This is a genomic window from Arthrobacter flavus (assembly GCF_039526005.1).
Taxonomy (GTDB): domain Bacteria; phylum Actinomycetota; class Actinomycetes; order Actinomycetales; family Micrococcaceae; genus Arthrobacter_D; species Arthrobacter_D flavus.
In genome coordinates, this window is record NZ_BAAAIJ010000049.1 from 1 (window position 1) to 1,281 (window position 1,281).

Consider the following 1,281-nt stretch of genomic DNA (forward strand, 5'->3'; position numbering starts at 1 on the left):
TGAGGTGTGTCAAGTAAGTGAGACACGGGATAGTCGTTTTTCGGGTTAAGCGGCAGTCTTTTGCTGCAGCTGGTTTTGACGGTAGTTGGCCAGTGCCGTTGCCGGCGGTAGTCCGGCGTTTATGGTGTGGGGTCTCCACCGGTTGTAGAACACCTCGATATAGCGCATGACGGCCGTCCTGGCGGCCTTGTGGGTTTGGAAGCTGTAGTGGTGGTAGAACTCATTTTTCAGGGTGGAGAAGAAAGACTCCGCGACGGCGTTGTCCCAGCATTGACCGGTCATTCCCATGGACTGGCGGATCTGGTTGCCCCGGCACCAGGAGCCGAAGGCCTTGGACGTGTATTGCGATCCGTGGTCGGAGTGGAAAATAGCGCCGGTCTGAAGATGCCCGTGGTCCCGGGCCATCGTCATCGCGTCGATGATGAGCGTGGTCTTCATGTGTGGGGTCATGGACCAGCCGATGACCATCCGGGTGTAGAGATCGATGACGGTCGCCAGGTAAAGCCAGCCCTGGTCGGTGCGTAGGTAGGTAATGTCGCCGACGAGTTTCGTCCCGGGTGCCTGCGCGGTGAAGTCGCGTTTGAGGAGGTCCTCGAAGATCGGTGCAGAATCGTCGCTGATGGTGGTGCGTTTGAAGGCTCGCATTCTCTTGGCCTGCCACCCGTTCTCAGCCATGATCGCTGCGACCGTACCCACGGAGACTTCCGTTCCCGCGGCAGTGAGTTTCTGCTGGACCATCCGGTGCCCGGCGATCTGCTCAGAAGCCTTGAAAACCACCTGTACGGCCTTGGTGAGCTGTTCATGCCTGACCGTCGTGGCGGTTGGTTGTGTTTCCAGGGAGCGGTAGTAGGAAGCTCTGGGGACGTTCAGCTGGTCGCACATCCAGGTGACGTCTTCGGTGGCGCTCTGCACGTGGATAACGGTAAACAACTCCTCTACCGTTGCCCTGCTGCGAAGAACGCCGAAACTTTTTTTAGGAATTCGTTGGACCTTTCCAGCTCACGGTTGCGTGCTTCGAGGGCCTTGTATTTTTGCCAGTCCACCGGCCCTGGCCTCCCGTCATCGTGCTCGGGGTGCTCAAGTTTGAAATCCTTTACCCACCGGCGCAGCGCCCCATCGGAAACATCGAGCTGGCGGGCTACGGCCGACACTGATTCCTTCGACGTCAGCACCAGCTCCACAGCATCGGCCTTGAACTCGGCGGTAAAGACCGGCCGAGACTTTTTCTCAGACATAAGCACAATCCTCTCAAACCGTGTCTCACATCATTGATACACCTCA

2 protein-coding genes are annotated in these 1,281 nt (G+C 58.0%); both read right to left on the reverse strand.

Translation table 11 applies throughout. From position 1 onward, the window contains the following. Window positions 1-45: 45 nt before the first annotated feature. Complete coding sequence (locus ABD059_RS12730; RefSeq protein ID WP_343880623.1) at window positions 46-930, reverse strand: IS3 family transposase; 885 nt, start codon at window positions 928-930, stop codon at window positions 46-48. A gap of 5 nt (window positions 931-935) precedes the next feature. Beyond that, window positions 936-1,235 carry a transposase gene (locus ABD059_RS12735; RefSeq protein ID WP_343880625.1) on the reverse strand — a complete coding sequence of 100 codons (300 nt, stop codon included), beginning with the start codon at window positions 1,233-1,235 and terminating at the stop codon, window positions 936-938. Window positions 1,236-1,281: the final 46 nt, after the last annotated feature.